Here is a 19772-nt window from a genome sequence, read left to right on the forward strand (position 1 = left end):
TGTTCGCGGTGGTTCAATCGCCGCGAATGTACTGCTCCAGCTGCAGGATCATGTTGGCCTGTTCTGCGATGGCCTCTTTGACCAGGTCACCGATCGACAACAGGCCCAACAGCTCACCGTTCTCCACTACCGGCAGGTGCCGCAGGTGGCTGTTGGTCATCATGTTCATGCAGTACTCGATGTTCTGGTGCGGATCCACAGTGATCACCGGCGCGCTCATGATCGCGCTGACCGGGGTGCCCACTGATGAACGGCCCTTGAGCACCATCTTGCGCGCATAGTCACGCTCACTGACGATTCCCACTACTTGGCCACCTTCGACCACCGGCAAGGCACCGACGTTCTTCTCGGCCATCAGCCGCAGGGCATCGAGGACCATCTGGCCGGGGCCAATGGTATGTACCTGATGGTGCTGCTGGGCTTTGGTTTTCAGTAGCTGTGCCACGGTTTTCATAAAGGCCTCTGCGATGCTGGGAGTTGATGACGGCAGATACCTAAAGAATCGTGTACAGATCGCCGCAGGGCAAGGGAGAAAGCGGCATCGAGGCGATTGAAAAACGTCATGAACTGGCCCATAAACGAAAAAGCGGCCAACAATGGCCGCTTTGTCAGAACTCGATCAATGTTTGATCAAGCGATTCCCTTCGGGTTCGGGCCGAAGCGGTTAGCACCTGGGGTGCTGTCCTGGCACAGGAACACGATGTTGACGATGGGCAGCAGCAGCCACCAGCCGCTGCGATCGGTATCGTGCATACGGCGGACGCCGACGGCGATACCAGGGATAAGCAATGCCAGGGAGTACACGTTCGAGAACAGGCCATTAGTACCTGCCAGGCCTTCGGCTACACCAATGCCAAAGGCAATCAGGCAGTTGATCAGGAAGAACATCCAGTATTCTTTGCGGCGCGCACGACCGGCGAACACAGCGTACTTCTTCAGTACGGCAAAATACCAGTTACCTGTGGCTTCAGGCGCAGCGGTTGCAACAGCGGCAGCCGGCGCAACGCCTTGAGGTGCCCCACACTGCGGGCAGGCCATGGCGCTTTGGTGGATTTCCTTGGCGCAGCCACGGCAAAAAACCATACTCATTTGTTATCCCTCACGTTAATTAACTGAAAACCCTATAAACACAAACAGCGAAATACCTGACATGACAACACCGGCAATGCCCATGTTGCTTCCAGGCTTTTGCTGCAAGATGCTGATGCTACCCAAGACCAGGCTGATGATTGCAAACAGGCTTAATCCGAGCACCGTATCACCGTCCCAGTCAGCGCTATCAAACAGGGAAAGTGTGCAGAGAATCCCGAGTGTCAGGGAGACAATACCCATCCACGGGGAGGGCGGATTGGCAGGCTGTGTGGCGGCCTGCAGATGCTGGAGCGCACCACATTGTGGGCAGGAAGGCGCCGTTTCATGTATCTGCTTGGCGCAACCGCGGCAAAACACCATTGCCATGACAAATCCTTTTGATAGTTCCTGCTGTGCATGTGCAGTTGAAGTCAGCTGGATAGTTTACCAAGTAATTCTTTGACGGCAAAATAATGGCACTTCGCGCGTGAGGGGGTATTCAAAGGCGGCGACGCCATTGATCAGTGTCTCCACCAGCCCTTTGGCCATTTCCGCCGAATGCAGGGTCGACCAGAGAAAATTCTTGCTGGCTGAGTCGATGTCATCAAAGGCTTTGTAGCCGGTGTTATCAGCCAGCATTTTCCGGCATCTCGAAACAAAATCTGACACTTGTGCCAGCGGTCTTGACTGGCTCCTTGTAGCCACAGCTGTGAGGCTGCGATCGGGGGTGAAGCGGCCGCAAAACCTGGCCACCGCGATTCGTCAGGCCCACCGAGGTGCCCGTGCTCCCAGCAGTCAATCGCAGTCTCGTGCCTCGGCAGCGGCTACAGCAAGTGGTGGTGCGGCCAACAAAAAAGGCCCAGGTTTTCACCGGAGCCTTCGGCACTACAACTTATGTTCAAAGCCCGTTGGGCAAGAACCGGGTCGCACCGCTTACATCATCGATCTTCTTGATACGGAAGGCCTTGATGCAGGTTTCATTACGGGTGTTGCTGTCTGGGCAGTACTGTTTGACGAAATCGCCAAAGTCCATGTCCTGACCGTTAACGCTCAGCACACGTTTGAAGTATTCGCCCTGGATGCCCTGAGCCTGACGCGAGGCGGTCATTTCCTGGTTCACCACCAGACGGCCATGCAGGTCGACGGTAGGAAACTCGGCTTCTTCCTTGAAGCAGCCGCTCAGCAGCAGACCAGCCGCTACCAGCATAAACAGACGCAGCATGATGTTGTCTCCGCAAAGGTCGACCCCGGCAAAACGCCGGGGCAGGCCTGTGATGATTACTTGCCGAACAGGCTGTTGGAGCGATTGACCTCGGCCTTGCCCGCGTCTTCGAGCAAGGACTTGGTGCCCGAGGTCACGTTGCGTGCGGAGTCGGCGTTGGACTGGATCACGTCGGTGCGCGCAGCGCTGTCGCGCAGCTCGGCATCGATGTAGTCGTTGGCCCGTGCAACCTGAGCTTTTTTCGCTTGCAGTTGCAGGCGACGCTCTTCCAGCTCCAGTGCGCGCAGCTCGTCTTCGAAGCCTTCTTCACGGGTGCGAACGCGTTTCTGCTCGGTGGCTTGCGCCTGCTGCCGTTCGGCGGCGGCTTGCGCGGCAGCACGCTGCGAGGCAGCGCGCTGCTGACGGGCAGCAGCTTCGCGAGATTCGGCGCGCTGCTGGGCGGCGGCGGCCTGGCGTAGGCGTTCGGCTTCCAGGTTGGCTTCAGTCTGTTTGGTCTGCTGTTCGATCTGGTAAAGCTGATCAAACTGGCCTGCTGTGGCGGTCATGGCAGACAGTGCGAGGGCGGTGCCCAGAACAATATGCTTCATGTCCGCTTGCCTCAGCTCTTTTTAGGTTCTGGGCAGGTAGCATTCGGCTGAATGCGCGTCTCGTTGCTCATGGTCATGACCATCAAGGAGATGCCACCGACTTCGAAGTTGCAAGGGCGACCTACCTGAGCGGAGGTGTAGATCTTGCCGCTTTCGGAGTAACCGATCAGCACGCCTGGAACCAGGGTGGTGTCGTTGACCATGGAGCCGGCGAGAGCGCCCGCACCACCACCGGCAACACCGCCGACAATAGCGGTGTCAGTGTTTTTGCCAGCACCCAGAGCTGCGCCACCCAGTGCACCGAGAACACCGCCAACCATCATCGCGGCATTTTTGTTCTTCTCGTTGCTGACTTTGATCTTGGTCGGCGAGACGGTGAGGATCTTCACGGTCTTGGCTTCTTGCTGAGTGTTCACCTGGCTGGCGTCAAACACATCGGATTCATACTGCTCGCCAGTCGCCTGGCAGCCAACGAGAGAAGCGACAACGGTCAAAGCCAGACAGTGTTTCAGCATTTTCATTCCTAAATTCCCTGGAGGGTGTGGGTAACCTTCGCCGCAATCCATTGATGGTGGGCATATTGCCATCATTGTAAGCGGATAGCTTAAGCCAGGTAAAGCCAGCAGGACTTATAGGGGATTTAGTTAGAGCGGTTGGTAATAAGGACTCGGGCGTCTGCGGGAGCAGGCGAGGGCCTATTGAAAGGCAGGTAAGCGGAAGATGGCGTGAAACGCCGGCTCTTTGCGAGCAAACAGAAAGAAGATGGCGCACTCGGCGGGATTCGAACCCACGACCCCTGCCTTCGGAGGGCAGTACTCTATCCAGCTGAGCTACGAGTGCAGCGCGGGCGCCATGATACCCATCTAGACTGTCGGCGTCCATCGTCAGTATGGCTGTGTTCGATTTTGCACACATGGCAGTCTATAAGTGACGTTGATCTGAAAAAGTCCGCCGTATAGCGCATTTTGTTCTTTTTTTCGAACACCCTATTGTCCTTTTTCCTCGTTGCTCCTAGGATTCGTTTGAGATTTCAAACGCTCTCCTTTTTCTACAATCAATAATTCGCTCCGTGCCTGCACGGTGCCTTTAAGGAAGCCGACATGCAGCTTAAAGATGCCCAGTTGTTCCGCCAGCAAGCCTTCATCGACGGCGTGTGGTTGGACGCGGACAACGGTCAGACCATCAAGGTCAATAACCCGGCCACCGGCGAGATCATCGGCACTGTGCCGAAGATGGGCGCTGCCGAAACCCGCCGCGCCATTGAGGCCGCCGACAAGGCGCTGCCGGCCTGGCGTGCGCTGACCGCCAAAGAACGTGCGGGCAAGCTGCGTCGTTGGTTCGAATTGATGATCGAACACCAGGACGACCTGGCGCGCCTGATGACCACCGAACAAGGCAAGCCGCTGGCTGAAGCCAAGGGCGAGATCGCCTACGCCGCTTCCTTTATTGAGTGGTTCGCTGAAGAAGCCAAGCGCGTTTACGGTGACACCATTCCTGGCCACCAGCCAGACAAGCGCCTGATCGTGATCAAGCAGCCAATCGGTGTGACCGCCGCGATTACGCCGTGGAACTTCCCGGCCGCGATGATCACCCGTAAAGCCGGCCCGGCTCTGGCCGCTGGTTGCACCATGGTGCTCAAGCCTGCTTCGCAAACCCCGTACTCGGCGCTGGCCCTGGTTGAGCTGGCACACCGTGCCGGTATCCCGGCTGGTGTACTGAGCGTGGTCACCGGCAGCGCTGGCGACATCGGTAGCGAGCTGACCGGCAACCCGATCGTTCGCAAGCTGTCCTTCACCGGCTCGACCGAAATCGGTCGCCAGCTGATGGCTGAATGCGCCAAGGACATCAAAAAGGTTTCCCTGGAGCTGGGCGGTAACGCACCGTTCATCGTGTTCGACGACGCTGACCTGGATAAGGCCGTCGAAGGCGCGATCATCTCCAAGTACCGCAACAACGGCCAGACCTGCGTCTGCGCCAACCGTATCTACGTTCAGGACGGCGTCTACGATGCCTTCGCCGAGAAGCTCAAGGCCGCTGTGGCCAAGCTGAAAATCGGTAACGGCCTGGAAGACGGCACCACCACCGGTCCGCTGATCGACGAGAAAGCAGTAGCCAAGGTCCAGGAGCACATCGCTGACGCCGTTGGCAAAGGCGCTCAGATCCTGACCGGCGGCAAGCTGATCGAAGGCAACTTCTTCGAACCGACCGTACTGGTCAACGTGCCGAAGAATGCTGCCGTGGCCAAGGAAGAAACCTTTGGCCCACTGGCTCCACTGTTCCGTTTCAAGGACGAGGCAGAAGTCATTGCCATGTCCAACGATACCGAGTTTGGTCTGGCCTCGTACTTCTATGCCCGTGACATGAGCCGTGTGTTCCGTGTTGCCGAAGCGCTGGAGTACGGCATGGTCGGTATCAACACCGGTCTGATCTCCAACGAAGTCGCGCCGTTCGGCGGTATCAAGGCCTCTGGCCTGGGCCGCGAAGGTTCCAAGTACGGCATCGAAGACTACCTGGAAATCAAATACCTGTGCATCAGCGTCTGATCGCAGCGTAAGGCTTTACCTCTGCCAGCGGGGCGCGAGAGCGACGTCCCGCTGGCCTTTTTACACCGTACATCCAGTGGCCTGGGCCCCTGCAGCAGTCGATCAACGCATGCTGCCCGCAGTTGAATACCGGCCACTCTGACTTGAATCGCGCCATCTTATGTGTGGCGAATTGAGGACACTATGAGCAAGACCAACGAATCTTTGATGCAACGTCGTGTTGCCGCTGTTCCACGCGGTGTTGGCCAGATCCACCCGATCTTCGCTGACTCGGCTAAAAACGCTACCGTTACTGACGTCGAAGGCCGCGAGTTCATCGACTTCGCCGGCGGTATCGCGGTACTGAACACCGGTCACGTGCACCCGAAGATCATCGCTGCCGTTGAAGCCCAACTGCACAAACTGACCCACACGTGCTTCCAGGTACTGGCTTACGAGCCTTACGTTGAAGTGTGCGAAAAGATCAACGCCAAGGTTCCAGGCGACTTCGCCAAGAAAACCCTGCTGGTCACCACCGGTTCCGAAGCCGTTGAAAACGCCATCAAGATCGCTCGCGCCGCCACTGGCCGTGCTGGCGTGATCGCCTTCACCGGTGCTTACCACGGTCGTACCATGATGACCCTGGGCCTGACCGGTAAAGTCGTACCTTACTCGGCCGGCATGGGCCTGATGCCAGGCGGCATCTTCCGTGCGTTGTACCCGAACGAACTGCATGGTGTCAGCATTGATGACTCGATCGCTTCGATCGAGCGCATTTTCAAGAACGACGCCGAAGCGCGCGACATCGCCGCAATCATCCTCGAGCCTGTTCAGGGCGAAGGTGGTTTCTACGTCGCACCTAAAGAGTTCATGAAGCGTCTGCGCGCCCTGTGCGACCAGCACGGCATCCTGCTGATCGCTGACGAAGTGCAGACTGGCGCTGGCCGTACCGGCACCTTCTTCGCCATGGAACAAATGGGCGTTGCTCCAGACCTGACCACCTTCGCCAAATCCATCGCCGGTGGTTTCCCACTGGCCGGTGTTTGCGGCAAGGCGGAATACATGGACGCTATCGCTCCAGGCGGCCTGGGCGGCACCTACGCCGGTAGCCCGATCGCTTGCGCCGCGGCCCTGGCCGTGATGGAAGTATTCGAAGAAGAAAAACTGCTGGAACGCAGCCAGGCTGTTGGCGAGCGTCTGGTTGCTGGCCTGCGCAAGATCCAAGACAAGCACCCGATCATCGGTGACGTGCGTGCCCTGGGTTCGATGATTGCTGTTGAAGTCTTCGACAAAGCCGGTTCGCACACCCCGAACGCTGCCGCAGTAGCCTCGGTTGTTGCCAAGGCGCGTGACAAGGGTCTGATCCTGCTGTCGTGCGGTACCTACGGCAACGTCCTGCGTATCCTGGTTCCGCTGACCTCCCCTGATGAGCAACTGGACAAAGGTCTGGCGATCATCGAAGAGTGCTTCGCAGAACTCGCGTAAACTGTGACGCACTAGAAGAAAAACCCGCTTCGGCGGGTTTTTTTTCGGCCAAAGGAAGGCAAGCGGGCTAAGGTAGCCACTAAGGAGAAACTTGGAAGGTGCGCGGGATGGCGCGTCGTGAACTAGCGGAGAGTCGAGTATGAGCAGTACCAACCCAGCCAAGGCACCTTGTGTGCTGATTGCCGAAGGCGACCCCTGGGTGCGGGATATGCTCAGTCAGATGTTGCTCAGCGTGCGCTGTGATGCACGTGTGCAAGTCTGCGCCGATGGCTCTCAGGCACTCGCGGCGCTGTCGTGCCAACCCGACCTGATCATTGCCGCTCGTGAGTTGCCTGGTGGTGATGGCCTGGATCTCTTGCGCAACGTGCGCGCCAAAGGTCGTCAACCGTCGTTGCCCTTCATCCTCATGAGCAATCGCAGCGACAGCACCAGTGTGCGCGAGGCGTTGCCGTTTGCGCCTACGGCTTATCTGAGCAAGCCGTTGAATATGGAATCCTTGCGTCATCGCCTGGAAGAGCTGCTGCTCAAGGTCGGTGAGGAGATCGCCTGTCCGGTGCCGCCGTTGCAACCGGGCATGACTTTGCCGCGCTTTCTTGAAGGCCGCCGGGCTACGGCAGATGGCGGCCCGTTGCTGGCCGATGTGCAGCAGGCGATCAAGCGCAGCCTGAATCCGCAGGGGCTCAATCTCAAGACTCTGGAAGAAGAGATCCGCAACGACCCGCAGGTTACTGCGGTGCTGATTGCCGCGGCCAACAGCGCCGCGTTGCATCGCGACGGCGCTGTGCAGACCTTATTGCAAGCGCTGAACAAGCTCGGCACCACTCAGAGCATGAACTTGATCCTGGGGCTGACGCTAAAGCGCAGTGCCAAGCTCAGTGATCCACTGCTGTCGCTGCGCGCCGAGCACTTCTGGGCGTTGTCATTACACGCCGCCGAATACGCGCGAACTTTGGCGCGGATGCTCGAACTGGACCAGGAGCGTTGTTACTGCGCCGGGTTGCTGCATTGCCTGGGTGACTTGGCGTTGCTGCGTTGCCTGCAGGAATGGCGTCTGTCCGGGGGCGAGCTTGATGAGGATGACATTGAGCTTTCGCTCAATGAGTTTGGCGCGGCTTTTGGTTCGGCATTGCGCACCCGCTGGCGCTTGCCATTGGAGCTGCGTGAGCTGATTGCAGCGATCTACCAGTTGGGTGGTGGAGTGTATTCACGTGAAGCGCTGGTGATGAACCTGGCTGGGCAGCTGGCGCGGTTGCCGGTGGACCAGGGGCTGGAAGCGCTGGCCGAGAGTAAAACGGCCAGATTGCTGAAGGTGGGAATGCCGGAGCTGGGACGGTTGCGTAAGGCGTAAGTACCTATCGCTGACAAGGCCAGCCCCACAGTGGAACAGTGTGGGCAGCAAATTGTGGGAGCCGGTCTTGCCGGCGATAGGCCAGACCGCGTTCTCAGCCAGTCACAATCTGATTCTTGCCCCGACGCTTGGCCTGGTACATCGCCGTATCCGCTCGGGCAAACAGGCTGTCCAGCGATTCATCCGTTTCAGTGATGCCCGTCAGCCCCTGGCTCACCGTCACGCCAAATGTGCTCTGCTCATGACTGAAGCCCAAGCGCTGAATTTCCCGCTGCAAACGCTCGGCGATCTGCTGGGCGATCTGTGGCGTACAGCCGGGAAATACCGCTGCAAATTCCTCACCGCCAATACGCCCGAACAGGTCGCCACGGCGTAGCACGGCTTTGCCGGTATCGGCGATGCGCTGCAGGACGTAGTCGCCCTCCTGATGGCCGTAGGTGTCGTTGATCTGTTTGAAGTCATCAATATCCAACAACAGGAAGGACAACGGCGTTTGCTCCAGTCGTGCCGTTTCGAAGGCGGTTTGAGCACAGTCGAAAAAATGCCGACGGTTGCTGCTCTGGGTCAGCACATCAGTGGTGGCCAGGTGCTGCAACTCGCCTTCGAGGCGTTTCTTTTCGGTGATGTCTTCGGCCATGCCAACCACGATCACCCGTTGGTTGCTATCGGTCTGTTGGTTGATGAAGCATTTGTCGCTGAGCCAGCGAACTTGGCCGTTGGCGTCGATGATGCGGTACTCACGGTCTTCCACTGCGCCTTTGACCAGCACTTCAGCCAGGCTGCGTTCGGCATAGTCGAGGTCATCGGGGTAGATGCTATCGCGCCATTCGTTGAAGTCAGCGAGTAGCAGGCCGGCTGGGCGGCCAAAGATGCGCTCGTAAGCTGGGCTGACATAGAGCACTTGGCGCGATTCCCAATCGAACGCCCAGAGTACTGCGTTAACACTTTCGAGCAGCGAGCTGAACAGCTGCTCACGTTCGCTCAGGCGGGCGACTTCGCCTTGAGCGTGCATCAGCGCCAGAAAAGTCTGGGCGGCTTCAGGTGGCGCACTGTGGGGTTGAGACGTCGGTTTCTTATTGACCATTTGCACGGAACTTCTCACACAGAGGCGGGCGGCCACGACCCGGCCCGCCACGCGGGCTTGTGCCAGTCAGAGTGAGAATAGGCGGTGAAGTTCCGAGCGGTGCACCCCGCGCAGGGGGGCACCGATCAACGGCATCAGGTCAGTGCAGGGCGCAGCGAGTAGGTTTTCAGTTGGGCAGCGAAGTCGCGCAGCGATTGGATACCGCTGGCTTCGGCCTCATGGACCCAGTCTTTCATGGCGGCGAGCATGTCATGCCCGTTGGCGCTGGTGCGCAGCCAGATTTGCTGCAGAGCCAGACGCTTCTCGTAGATGGTCTTGAGTGCTTGGCTGTGTTCAAGCATGGTCTGGATGCGCAGGTGGTGGCGGTCTTCAAGCAGGCTGGTTTCCCGCGACAACAGGCGTTTGGCACGACGGAACTGATGGCGTACCGAGTCATCGACCCGTGCCAGTTCCTGTTTGACCAGCGGCGCGATCACCAGCTTGCGGTACTGCGCCATGATCTGGAAGCGGTTGTTGAGGATCGCCATAGCGGTGTCCATGTCCAACTGGCCCTTGCCTTCAACCCGATGGGCGATCGGCGCAACGCGTTGCACCTTGGCCAGACGCAGGAAACAGAACAGCTGGATCCAGGCCCAACCCATGTCAAACTCCCAGCGCTTGACCGATAGCTTGGCTGAGTTGGGGTAGGTGTGATGGTTGTTGTGCAGCTCTTCGCCGCCAACGATGATGCCCCAAGGCACCAGGTTGGTGGCCGCATCACGGCATTCGAAGTTGCGATAGCCCACGGCGTGGCCAAGGCCGTTGATGACGCCAGCAGCCCAGAAGGGAATCCACATCATCTGCACGGCCCAGATGGTGATGCCGATGGTGCCGAACAGCAGCAAGTCGATCACCGCCATCAGGGCTATACCGCCGAGCTTATAGCGTGAGTAGAGGTTGCGCTCGATCCAGTCTTCCGGGCAGTTCTTGCCGTAGATGCGCAGGGTTTCCGGGTTTTGCGCCTCTTCGCGATACAGCTCTGCACCTTTGCGCAGTACCGTGGACAGGCCTTTGATCACCGGGCTGTGCGGGTCATCGACGGTTTCACATTTGGCGTGGTGCTTGCGGTGGATGGCTGTCCACTCGCGGGTGTTCTGCGCCGTGGTCAGCCACAGCCAGAAACGGAAAAAATGCTTGAGCCCGGCGTTCAGTTCCAGCGAGCGATGGGCTGAATAACGGTGCAGGTAAACAGTGACACTGACGATGGTCACGTGGGTCATGACCAGGGTAACTGCCAGCAGTTGCCAGGCTGACAAGTTGAGCAAACCTTGGTACCACATAGGCGATAGGGCCCTCTAGAACATAAGGAACAGCTGGGAAGCATTATCCCTGCACGGTTAAATAAAACCAGTCGGCCTTTTAGATAGGAGGTCACGGGATGTTTCTACCCTATAATCCCCCAATATTTTTTGTGGGCTTGTCAGGACCTTATGTCTGCTTCCATTCGAGACGCCATGCGCATGGCTGCGCTCTATCTAGTGTTATCCGTGCTCTGGTTGGCACTGACCGATCAATTATTGAGCAGTCTTTTCGATAATCCTCAGCAACTGGCCCGGTGGCAATTGTGCAGCGCCTATGTGTGGGTACTGTGCAGCGCAGTGCTGATCTTCAATTCCCGTGCCCGCCTGCTGAACTTTATCGGTGTTGGCGCGCGTCTGCGCCGGGAGGACCGCGAGCGTTTGCGCATGGCTGCGGCAGTGTTCGACAGCACGCTTGAGGGTGTGCTGGTAACCGACCGTGATGGGGTGATCGTGCACGTGAACCGCGCGTTCATGCAGATCACCGGCTACGAGAAGAACGAAGTCATCGGCCAGCGTCCGAGCAAGTTCAAATCCGGGCGCCATGGGCCAGCGTTTTATCAGGCGATCTACGAAACACTGGCGCAACAGGGCGAGTGGAGCGGTGAAATCTGGAACCGGCGCAAAAGTGGCGAGGTGTACCCACAGTGGCAGACCATTTGCTCTATCCGTGATGACAGCGGCGAGCTGAGTCACTACGTGGCCGTGTTCAGCGATATCAGTGCGATCAAGCACAGTGAGCGCGAACTGGCCTACCTGGCCCATCATGATCCGCTCACGGATTTGCCCAATCGCTTGCTGTTCAACGATCGCGCCGAACAAGCGCTGACAGCGGCCCAGGCAAAGAAGCGTGGTTGTGCCCTGCTGTTGCTGGACCTGGATCATTTCCAGAGCATTAACGACGGCCTTGGGCACAATGTCGGTGACCAGTTACTGAAAATGGTCGGCGAGCGCCTCAAGGCGCTGTTGGGCAGTGGTGTGACCTTGGCGCGCCTAGGCGGCGACGAGTTCGCCGTGTTGACCGAGCAATGTCCGCAGGTCGGCCAGGCGGCGGCGCTGGCGCAAAGCCTCATTGATGTGATGAAGCAGCCTTTCGAACTTGAGAATCAGCGCCTGTTTGTCAGCGCCAGTATCGGCATCAGCCTGTTTCCCAGCGATGCCCTGAGTGCCGAACAATTGCTGCGCAATGCCGACTCGGCTTTGTTCAAGGCCAAGGCCAGCGGTCGTGCAGGTTATGCGCTGTACACCGAAGAGTTGACCGCCCACGCCCAGCAGCGAGTCGAGACGGCTGGCGAGTTACGCCGGGCGTTGGAGCAAGAAGAACTGCAGGTGTATTACCAGCCAGTGCATGACCTGAGCAGCGGCGCGATGATCGGTGTCGAAGCGCTGGTGCGCTGGCAGCACCCTAAGCGTGGGTTAGTGTCGCCCGGTGAGTTCATTCCGATTGCTGAGCGTACCGGTCTGATTGCAGAGATCGACACCTGGGTGCTGAATCAGGCGTGCAAGCAGATGGTGCAGTGGCAGGCTGACGGTCGGGCACTGTCGTTCGTGGCGGTGAACATTTCCAGTCGCCTGTTTGGCCATCGCGACTTATACCAGCAGGTCGCCAAGGTATTGCACGATACTGGCCTGGACCCGGCGCTGTTGGAGCTGGAAGTGACCGAAAGCGCCGTGATGGAAGACCCCGAGGTAGCTCTGGAACAATTGCACCGTCTGCGCGAACTGGGGCTGTGCCTGGCCATTGATGACTTTGGCACCGGATACTCTTCGCTGTTGCGGCTAAAGCGCTTGCCCGTGCAAAAACTAAAAATCGACCAGGGTTTTGTCGCAGGGTTGCCTTGTGATGAAGATGATGTGGCGATCGTGAAAGTCATTATCGCTTTAGGTAAAAGCATGGGCCTGCAGGTGATTGCTGAAGGGATCGAACAGGCCGAGCAGGCGCAGTTTCTTCTCGACCAGCAGTGTCAGATGGGCCAGGGCTACTGGTTCGGGCGCCCGGTTCCGGCGCAGCAATTGCGCTGGGCCTAAGGGCCACATAGGGCGTAGCCGCTGCCGTCAGGCTGCGATCGGCCGCGAAGCGGTCGTAGAATGGTCTGGCTTGCGACTGCTACGCCGTCGATCGCAGCCTAGCGGCAGCGGCTACGGAGAGTTTGTCAATTTTTGGTTATATAAAAATTCTTAAATAGTATTTTTAAGAATATTCACGCCCCCCTAAGATTGCCCTCAAGCCAGGCGCAGTCGTCCTCTATACGCAACTGCACGGCACCTCTTATTCACAGGAGCACGAGCATGAGCGCATCTCTGCGTAGCGTTGACGGTCAGGACGAAGCCACCATTCTGCGCGAAATTCAGAGCGCTCTACGCGATCTGCGCTTTGGTGCGGTGGAAATCACCGTGCACAACGCTCAGGTCGTGCAGATCGAGCGCAAGGAAAAATTCCGCCTGCAGAACCCCGGCACCAAGCCCGGTTGATATGAGCGCGGGCATGCCCCGCGATGAACGCGCCACCTAATTAGAAAAATATGCCAATCGGGAGCTTCACCATGTCCATCCGCCGTTATGCTCTGGCCGCACTCGCCAGCGCCGTTTTTGCCGGTTCCGCCATCGCCAAGGACTACGAGTTGTTGAACGTGTCCTATGATCCGACCCGGGAGCTGTACCAGCAGTACAACGCCGAGTTCATCAAGCATTGGCAGCAGGCTCACCCGAACGATCAGGTGAAGATCCAGCAGTCCCACGGCGGCTCAGGCAAGCAAGCCCGGGCGGTAATCGACGGCTTGCGTGCCGACGTAGTCACCCTGGCCCTGGCCGGCGACATCGATGAGGTAGCCAAGCTCGGCAAGACCCTGCCAGACAGCTGGCAGAACCGCCTGCCGGACGCTAGTACCCCCTACACCTCGACCATTGTCTTCCTGGTGCGTAAGGGCAACCCGAAAGGCATCAAGGACTGGGGCGACTTGATCAAGAAAGACGTCTCGGTCATCACCCCGAACCCGAAAACCTCCGGCGGCGCGCGCTGGAACTTCCTCGCCGCCTGGGCGTATGGTCTCAAAGCCGGTGGCAGTGAAGCCAAAGCGCAGGAATACGTGAAGGAGCTGTTCAAGCACGTTCCGGTGCTCGATACCGGTGCCCGTGGCTCGACCATCACCTTCGTCAACAACGGTCAAGGCGATGTGCTGTTGGCCTGGGAAAACGAAGCCTTCCTGGCCCTTAAGGAAGACGGTGGCAATGACAAGTTCGAGATCGTCGTGCCGTCGTTGTCGATCCTTGCCGAGCCGCCGGTGGCCGTGGTCGATAAGAACGCCGAGAAAAAAGGCAATGGCGAAATCGCCAAGGCTTACCTCGAATACCTGTACAGCCCGGCCGGGCAGAAAATCGCCGCTGACAACTTCTACCGTCCACGTGATGTGAAAGTTGCCACCGAATACGCCAAGCAGTTCCCGAAACTGGACTTGGTGACTATCGACAAAGACTTCGGCGGCTGGAAGACTGCCCAACCCAAGTTCTTCAACGATGGTGGTGTGTTCGACCAGATCTACACGGCACAGTGAAGCATGGCCGTTAGGATAATCGCCATTCAGTAGCCAGCATGGGCCCGGGATCTGTCCCGGGTCTTGTGCGTTCAACCAGGGACCTTTATGTCACGTCGTATCTCCCCCGTCATACCCGGCTTCGGGCTGACGCTGGGTTACACCTTGGTGTACCTCAGTCTGATTGTGCTCATACCGCTGGCGGCCATGTTTGTGCATGCCGCCCAGCTCACCTGGGACCAGTTCTGGGCCATCATCAGTGCGCCGCGGGTACTCGCTGCACTCAAGTTGAGCTTCGGCACTGCCCTGTGCGCCGCCATCATCAATGGCATCATCGGTACATTGCTGGCCTGGGTGCTGGTGCGTTACACCTTCCCGGGGCGCAAGGTTATCGAGGCGATGATTGATTTGCCGTTCGCACTGCCTACGGCGGTTGCCGGTATTGCCCTGACCGCGCTGTATGCACCTGCGGGCCTGGTCGGTCAGTTCGCTACCGACCTCGGTTTCAAGATCGCCTACACCCCGTTGGGTATCACCTTGGCGCTGACCTTCGTGACCTTGCCGTTCGTGGTGCGTACGGTGCAGCCGGTGTTGGCTGACATCCCTCGCGAAGTCGAAGAAGCCGCCGCCTGCCTGGGGGCCAAGCCTCTGCAAGTGTTCCGCTATGTACTGTTGCCAGCGCTGTTACCCGCTTGGCTGACCGGTTTTGCCTTGGCCTTTGCCCGTGGCGTCGGTGAGTACGGTTCGGTGATCTTCATCGCTGGCAACATGCCAATGAAAACCGAAATCCTGCCGCTGCTGATCATGGTCAAACTCGACCAGTATGACTACACCGGCGCCACTGCCATCGGCGTGTTGATGCTGGTGGTTTCCTTCGTCCTGTTGCTGCTGATCAACTTGCTGCAGCGGCGCATCGAAACCCCTTGAAGGAGACCACTTCCATGTCTGCATCTTCAATTGGCGCGAGCGCTTCGGCCAACGCCGCCCGCCGCGGTAGCGCAGCCTCACGGCGAATCCTGATCGGCCTTGGCTGGTTGATTTTCGTGCTGTTCCTGCTGTTGCCGTTGGTGATCGTGGTCTCCCAGGGCCTGAAAATGGGCCTGGGGACCTTCTTCGAGGCAATCTTCGAGCCCGACGCCCTGTCAGCGCTGAAGCTGACGCTGATTGCCGTGGCCATCTCGGTACCGCTGAACTTGGTGTTCGGGGTCAGCGCTGCCTGGTGTGTGAGCAAGTACACCTTCCGCGGCAAGAGCATCCTGGTGACACTCATCGATCTACCATTCTCGGTCTCGCCGGTGATCGCCGGTTTGGTCTACGTGCTGATGTTTGGCGCACAGGGCTTTTTCGGGCCCTGGCTGCAGGATCATGACATCCAGATCGTGTTTGCCTTGCCGGGTATTGTCCTGGCCACCATCTTCGTTACCGTGCCGTTCGTGGCCCGTGAACTGATCCCGCTGATGCAGGAGCAGGGCACCCAGGAAGAAGAGGCCGCGCGCCTGCTTGGGGCCAACGGCTGGCAGATGTTCTGGCATGTGACCCTGCCCAACATCAAATGGGGCCTGATTTACGGCGTGGTGTTGTGTACCGCGCGGGCGATGGGTGAGTTCGGTGCAGTGTCGGTGGTCTCCGGGCACATTCGCGGGGTGACCAACACCTTGCCGTTGCATGTCGAGATCCTCTACAACGAATACAACCATGTCGCGGCCTTCAGCGTGGCCAGCCTGTTGCTGATCCTGGCGCTCTTCATCCTGCTGCTCAAGCAGTGGAGCGAGTCCCGTATTAACCGTCTGCGCCACAGCGCAGCGGAGGAATAATTCATGTCGATCGAAGTTCGTAACGTCAGCAAGCGCTTCAACGCTTTCCAGGCTCTGGACAGCATCAACCTGGATATCCACAGCGGTGAGCTGGTGGCGCTGCTGGGGCCGTCCGGCTGCGGCAAAACTACGTTGCTGCGAATCATCGCCGGGCTGGAAACCCCCGATCAGGGCAGTATTGTCTTCCACGGTGAGGATGTTTCCGGTCACGACGTGCGTGATCGCAACGTCGGTTTCGTGTTCCAGCATTACGCCCTGTTCCGTCACATGAGCGTGTTCGACAACGTCGCCTTTGGTTTGCGCATGAAGCCTAAGGGCGAGCGTCCGAGCGAGAGCAAGATTGCCGAGAAGGTCCACGAGCTGCTGAACATGGTTCAGCTTGATTGGCTCAGTGATCGTTATCCCGAGCAGCTCTCCGGTGGCCAGCGCCAACGTATCGCCCTGGCCCGCGCCCTGGCGGTGGAGCCCAAGGTGCTGCTGCTCGATGAACCATTCGGCGCTCTCGATGCCAAGGTACGTAAGGAACTGCGCCGCTGGCTGGCGCGCCTGCACGAAGACATCAACCTGACCTCGGTGTTCGTGACCCACGACCAGGAAGAAGCGATGGAAGTCGCCGACCGTATCGTGGTGATGAACAAGGGCGTAATCGAGCAGATCGGCTCGCCAGGTGAGGTCTATGAGAATCCGGCCAGCGATTTTGTTTATCACTTCCTCGGCGACTCCAACCGCTTGCACCTGAGCGAAGGTCATCATGTGCTGTTCCGGCCCCATGAAGTGTCGCTGTCGCGGCATGAGGTGGAGGGGCACCATGCCGCTGAAGTGCGTGACATTCGGCCGTTGGGCGCAACCACACGGGTGACTCTGAAGGTGGAGGGTCAGAGCGAGTTGATAGAGGCTGAGGTGGTCAAAGATCACGACAGCCTGAGTGGCCTGGCGCGTGGCGAGACACTGTTCTTCAAGCCCAAGGTTTGGCAGCAAGTAGCCAACATCTAACACCCACAGGAAAATCTTCAGGGGCCATTCCTCGGCAGGGGCTGGCCCCTTTTTTTATCGCTGAATTGCATTTTGGTTATTAATAAATAGCTTCTTATTCCTTTACTGATATAACCGCCTCCTTATACTTAGCCTCAAGCAAACCCAGCAGGAGGCATCCCCATGCGCAACACGTCGATCCGTTACCTGATTGTGCCGGGCTGGCAAGGATCGCCAGAAGACCATTGGCAAAGTCACTGGCAGCACGTGCTGCCCAATAGCGCACGGGTCGAGCAGGCCGATTGGTTGACGCCGCAACGCCAGGATTGGGTGCGGGCACTGGAACAGGCAGTGGCCGCCGATGATGCGCCGGTGATCCTGATTGCCCATAGCCTGGGTTGCATCACCGTCGCCCATTGGGCAACGCAAGCCAGTGCCACCCTGCTGCGCCGGGTACGCGGCGCCTTGCTGGTGGCGCCAGCCGACGTCGAGCGCCCAACCTGCGCGCCAGCGCTGCGCAACTTCGCGCCGATCGCCCAGCAGTTATTGCCGTTCCCAAGCCAAGTGGTCAGTTCTGACAACGATCCGGCAATCAGCGCTCCGCGGGCCATGCAACTGGCGCGAGCCTGGGGCGCCGAGGTGGACTTTCTTGCCGGGGCCGGGCATATCAACGTCAAGTCCGGGCACCGTCGCTGGGAGCAGGGCTTTGCCTACCTGTATCGCCTGCAGAACCGACTGGAACAGCACGCCCTTCGCCGCGCCTGACTGCAGGCGCTGACCTTTTTCCAGAGCCAACGCCCGGCCCCAGATGCTGCGGGCGGGAGTTTGCCATGAGTATTCACGACACCTTCGGTCAGCCGCTGCTGACGTTTCCCGAGCTGGACAAGAGCCCACTGAGCATTCGCGCCAAGGCGCTGGTGTTCGTCGATCCGCGCTCGCGGCAATTGCGTGAGGAGCTAGAGCTGCTGGCGCCTTTGGCACTGCCGGTGCTGATTCGCGGTGAAACGGGTACCGGTAAGGAGCTGCTGGCCCGGCAGATCCACCGCGCCAGTGATCGCGCGGGCCTGTTTGTGTCGGTCAACTGTGCGGCAATCAGCCCGACCTATGCCGATGCCGAACTCTTTGGTTACAGCGCAGGTGCCTACAGTGGCACCGCCAGCAGCCGTGCCGGGTGGTTCGGCTCAGCCAATGGCGGCACCCTGTACCTGGATGAAATCGCCGACTTGCCTTTGGCCATTCAGGTCAAATTGCTTGCTGCGCTGGAAAACCGTGAAGTCATCCGCGTGGGTGCCCAGCAACCTAACCCTGTAGATGTGCGCCTGGTCGCCGCGTCGAGTATCGACTTGGGCGAAGCCGTCAGCGCTGGCAAATTCCATGAGCGCCTGTACCACTACCTGCGCGAAGGGCATCTGGAGCTGCCTGCGTTACGCGATCGGGTTGGCGATATCCTGCCGCTGGCCGAGTATTTTGTCGGTATCTACAGCCCACGCCTGAACCTGCCAGTACCGTTGATCAGTGACGCCGCCCAGCGCGTGTTGGAGCTGCACAGCTGGCCGGGCAATACCCGCGAACTGGAAAACGTCATTCACTTCGCCTTGCTGGTCAGCAGCGGTGAGGAGATTTTGCCTGAACATTTGAACCTGCCGACACCGCTGCAAGCATTGGCCAGTCAGCTTGATCAGTTGTGCCTGCGGGCTGTCGCCAGTGAACGCAGCGCCTTGCAGCACTTGCTGGAACAAGCCTTGTTGCGGATCAATGCCTAAATGGAATAAGAAGCTAAATAAAAGATATTGTTACGGCATAAAAAATCTGGGTATTGTCCGCTACCAAGCCAGCTAGCAAAGTGCTGGCAACTCATTGTTTGCCGTCGACCGATGGCCGTGTATTCGAATAAGGACTGCGCATGAAAAAGGCTCTGTTGTTCACTGCTCTGGCGGCCGCTCTGTCGGTTGCAGGTTTTGCCCAGGCTGGCGAAAAACTGGTGGTTGCCGCCACCCCTGTACCCCACGCCGAAATTCTGGAGCTGATCAAACCGACCCTGGCCAAAGAAGGCGTGGACCTGGAGATCAAGGTGTTCACCGACTATGTGCAGCCAAACGTACAGGTCGACCAGAAGCGTCTGGATGCCAACTACTTCCAGACCCTGCCGTACCTGAAGAACTTCAACGAAGGCAAAGGCACGCACCTGGAAACCGTGATTGGCGTACACGTCGAGCCGTTCGGTGGTTACTCGAAGAAGGTCAAGAACCTGAGCGAGCTGAAGGAAGGCGCTACCGTCGCCATCCCGAACGAAGGCAGCAACAGTGGCCGCGCCCTGCTGCTGTTGCAGAAAGCTGGCCTGATCACCCTGAAAGATCCGAAGAATGCCCTGGCCACGCCGAAAGACATCGCCGAGAACCCGAAGAAGCTGAAATTCCGCGAGCTTGAGTCGGCCATGCTGCCACGCGTACTGGATCAGGTTGACCTGGACATGATCAACACCAACTACGCTCTGGAAGCCGGTCTGAACCCGGCCAAAGACGCCCTGGTCATCGAAGGTGCCGACTCGCCGTACGTGAACTTCCTGGTTGCTCGTCCAGACAACAAGGACAGCGACGCCATCCAGAAGCTGGCCAAGGCACTGACCAGTCCAGAAGTGAAAGCCTTCATCGAGAAGAAATACAGCGGCGCGGTACTGCCGGCGTTCTGATTACCGCTGTTTGTTAAACGCCGACATGGGTTAACCCATGTCGGCGTTTTTGCGTTTGGCTCAGGAGCGGGTTTGCATGGCGCGCATCAGCGCAGTCAGTAGTTTCAACAG

21 protein-coding genes and 1 tRNA gene are annotated in these 19772 nt (G+C 58.6%); 12 read left to right on the forward strand and 10 right to left on the reverse strand.

Annotation, left to right across the window (positions count from 1 at the left end; all coding sequences use genetic code 11):
- Positions 1-13 precede the first annotated feature (13 nt).
- From CX511_RS01545 to CX511_RS01580, 8 genes are all read right to left on the reverse strand, one after another.
- Positions 14-454, reverse strand: coding sequence for a CBS domain-containing protein (locus tag CX511_RS01545; protein ID WP_045181185.1), 441 nt, complete (start codon positions 452-454; stop codon positions 14-16).
- Positions 455-630: 176 nt separating this feature from the next.
- The gene (locus CX511_RS01550; protein ID WP_082071294.1) at positions 631-1089 is read right to left on the reverse strand and encodes a DUF805 domain-containing protein; all 459 of its coding nucleotides are present in this window, start codon (positions 1087-1089) and stop codon (positions 631-633) included.
- 15 nt (positions 1090-1104) lie between these two features.
- Positions 1105-1458 carry a hypothetical protein gene (locus tag CX511_RS01555; protein ID WP_045181182.1) on the reverse strand — a complete coding sequence of 118 codons (354 nt, stop codon included), beginning with the start codon at positions 1456-1458 and terminating at the stop codon, positions 1105-1107.
- A gap of 57 nt (positions 1459-1515) precedes the next feature.
- Positions 1516-1710 (reverse strand): hypothetical protein, encoded by a 195-nt coding sequence (locus CX511_RS01560; RefSeq protein ID WP_045181179.1) that lies wholly within the window; start codon positions 1708-1710, stop codon positions 1516-1518.
- Positions 1711-1969: 259 nt separating this feature from the next.
- Positions 1970-2293, reverse strand: coding sequence for a hypothetical protein (locus tag CX511_RS01565; RefSeq protein ID WP_045181176.1), 324 nt, complete (start codon positions 2291-2293; stop codon positions 1970-1972).
- A gap of 56 nt (positions 2294-2349) precedes the next feature.
- The gene (locus tag CX511_RS01570) at positions 2350-2880 is read right to left on the reverse strand and encodes a DUF5384 family protein (protein WP_045181173.1); all 531 of its coding nucleotides are present in this window, start codon (positions 2878-2880) and stop codon (positions 2350-2352) included.
- Positions 2881-2891: 11 nt separating this feature from the next.
- Entirely contained in the window at positions 2892-3401 is a 510-nt protein-coding gene (locus CX511_RS01575) for a hypothetical protein (protein WP_045181170.1), read from the reverse strand.
- 242 nt (positions 3402-3643) lie between these two features.
- Positions 3644-3720, reverse strand: a tRNA-Arg gene (locus CX511_RS01580).
- Between the two features lie 260 nt (positions 3721-3980).
- On the opposite strand from CX511_RS01580, the gene gabD reads away from it, so the two are divergent.
- From gabD to CX511_RS01595, 3 genes are all read left to right on the forward strand, one after another.
- Positions 3981-5423, forward strand: a complete 1443-nt coding sequence (gene gabD / locus CX511_RS01585) for an NADP-dependent succinate-semialdehyde dehydrogenase (RefSeq protein ID WP_045181167.1) — start codon at positions 3981-3983, stop codon at positions 5421-5423.
- 183 nt (positions 5424-5606) lie between these two features.
- Entirely contained in the window at positions 5607-6887 is a 1281-nt protein-coding gene (gene gabT, locus CX511_RS01590) for a 4-aminobutyrate--2-oxoglutarate transaminase (protein ID WP_045181164.1), read from the forward strand.
- A gap of 139 nt (positions 6888-7026) precedes the next feature.
- Positions 7027-8235 carry a response regulator gene (locus tag CX511_RS01595; protein WP_101293110.1) on the forward strand — a complete coding sequence of 403 codons (1209 nt, stop codon included), beginning with the start codon at positions 7027-7029 and terminating at the stop codon, positions 8233-8235.
- 94 nt (positions 8236-8329) lie between these two features.
- Here the strand turns inward: CX511_RS01595 and CX511_RS01600 are convergent, their stop codons facing one another.
- Together CX511_RS01600 and desA are read right to left on the reverse strand one after the other, a co-directional pair.
- Positions 8330-9319: a GGDEF domain-containing protein gene (locus CX511_RS01600; RefSeq protein ID WP_101293109.1), complete on the reverse strand. Its 990-nt coding sequence runs from the start codon at positions 9317-9319 to the stop codon at positions 8330-8332.
- Between the two features lie 134 nt (positions 9320-9453).
- Positions 9454-10638, reverse strand: coding sequence for a delta-9 fatty acid desaturase DesA (gene desA / locus CX511_RS01605; protein WP_045181155.1), 1185 nt, complete (start codon positions 10636-10638; stop codon positions 9454-9456).
- Between the two features lie 150 nt (positions 10639-10788).
- Here desA and dibA point away from each other — a divergent pair, with 150 nt between their 5' ends.
- From dibA to CX511_RS01650, 9 genes are all read left to right on the forward strand, one after another.
- Positions 10789-12684: a phosphodiesterase DibA gene (gene dibA, locus CX511_RS01610; RefSeq protein ID WP_101293108.1), complete on the forward strand. Its 1896-nt coding sequence runs from the start codon at positions 10789-10791 to the stop codon at positions 12682-12684.
- Between the two features lie 261 nt (positions 12685-12945).
- Positions 12946-13128, forward strand: coding sequence for a sulfur starvation response protein OscA (gene oscA, locus CX511_RS01615; protein ID WP_045181150.1), 183 nt, complete (start codon positions 12946-12948; stop codon positions 13126-13128).
- Between the two features lie 71 nt (positions 13129-13199).
- Positions 13200-14207: a sulfate ABC transporter substrate-binding protein gene (locus CX511_RS01620; protein WP_101293107.1), complete on the forward strand. Its 1008-nt coding sequence runs from the start codon at positions 13200-13202 to the stop codon at positions 14205-14207.
- Between the two features lie 87 nt (positions 14208-14294).
- Positions 14295-15113 (forward strand): sulfate ABC transporter permease subunit CysT, encoded by an 819-nt coding sequence (gene cysT / locus CX511_RS01625; protein WP_045181142.1) that lies wholly within the window; start codon positions 14295-14297, stop codon positions 15111-15113.
- 14 nt (positions 15114-15127) lie between these two features.
- Positions 15128-16000 (forward strand): sulfate ABC transporter permease subunit CysW, encoded by an 873-nt coding sequence (gene cysW, locus CX511_RS01630; RefSeq protein ID WP_045181140.1) that lies wholly within the window; start codon positions 15128-15130, stop codon positions 15998-16000.
- Positions 16001-16003: 3 nt separating this feature from the next.
- The gene (locus CX511_RS01635) at positions 16004-16993 is read left to right on the forward strand and encodes a sulfate/molybdate ABC transporter ATP-binding protein (RefSeq protein WP_045181138.1); all 990 of its coding nucleotides are present in this window, start codon (positions 16004-16006) and stop codon (positions 16991-16993) included.
- 162 nt (positions 16994-17155) lie between these two features.
- The gene (locus tag CX511_RS01640) at positions 17156-17737 is read left to right on the forward strand and encodes an alpha/beta hydrolase (protein WP_101293106.1); all 582 of its coding nucleotides are present in this window, start codon (positions 17156-17158) and stop codon (positions 17735-17737) included.
- A gap of 65 nt (positions 17738-17802) precedes the next feature.
- Entirely contained in the window at positions 17803-18735 is a 933-nt protein-coding gene (locus CX511_RS01645) for a sigma 54-interacting transcriptional regulator (RefSeq protein WP_045181135.1), read from the forward strand.
- A 140-nt stretch (positions 18736-18875) separates the two neighbouring features.
- Positions 18876-19661, forward strand: coding sequence for a MetQ/NlpA family ABC transporter substrate-binding protein (locus CX511_RS01650; RefSeq protein WP_045181133.1), 786 nt, complete (start codon positions 18876-18878; stop codon positions 19659-19661).
- The last annotated feature ends 111 nt before the right edge of the window (positions 19662-19772 follow it).

Origin of the sequence: Pseudomonas sp. S06B 330 (assembly GCF_002845275.2) — a bacterium.
Classification (GTDB): domain Bacteria; phylum Pseudomonadota; class Gammaproteobacteria; order Pseudomonadales; family Pseudomonadaceae; genus Aquipseudomonas.